This window comes from Amycolatopsis sp. WAC 04169, assembly GCF_003947535.1.
Taxonomy (GTDB): Bacteria; Actinomycetota; Actinomycetes; order Mycobacteriales; family Pseudonocardiaceae; genus Amycolatopsis; species Amycolatopsis keratiniphila.
Genome location: NZ_QHJI01000063.1, coordinates 1 through 654, shown reverse-complemented (window position 1 = coordinate 654; position 654 = coordinate 1). Strand labels below are relative to the sequence as shown.

At 76.3% G+C, this 654-nt stretch carries 1 protein-coding gene; it reads right to left on the bottom strand.

Annotation, left to right across the window (positions count from 1 at the left end):
• Positions 1 to 56: 56 nt before the first annotated feature.
• Positions 57 to 654, bottom strand: a 598-nt coding sequence (locus tag DMC61_RS41010) for a DUF2252 family protein (protein WP_125695775.1), incomplete at its 5' end; no start/stop codon positions are given.

Genomic DNA, 654 nt, shown 5'->3' with positions numbered 1-654 from the left:
CCGACCAGCCTAGGGGGTTCCGGCACCGGGAGCCGCCCGCGCGGCCCCGCCGCCCCTCACACCCCCAGCTCCGCCGCGACCCTCCCCGCGCGCACCGCGGCCACCAGGTCCGCGTGGTCCGCCTCGGTACGGTCTGCGTAGGCGACGGCGAAGGCGGACACGGCCTCGTCCAGCTCGCCGCTCTTGCCGCAGTAGCCCGCGATCAGCCGTGGGTCGGCGCTGTGCGCGTGGGCGCGGGCCAGCAGGGCGCCGGTCATGCGGCCGTAGTCGTCGAGCTGGTCGGCGGCCAGGGCCGCGGGGTCGACGCTGCCCTTGCGGTTGCGGAACTGGCGCACCTGGAAGGGCCGCCCGTCGACCGAGGTCCAGCCCAGCAGGATGTCGCTGACCACCTGCATCCGCTTCTGCCCCAGGACCACCCGGCGGCCCTCGTGCGCGGCCTCGGGGGCGTCGAACCCGGCGGCCTCCAGGTGGGGCAGCAGCGCGGAGGGCCGGGCCTCCTTGACCTGGAGCACGAGCGGCTCGCCCCGGTGGTCCAGGAGCAGCACGACGTACGACCGCGTGCCGACGCTGCCGGTGCCGACGACGCGGAAGGCCACGTCGTGCACCGCGTACCGGGCCAGCAGCGGCAGCCGGTCCTCGGAGAGCGTGTCCAGG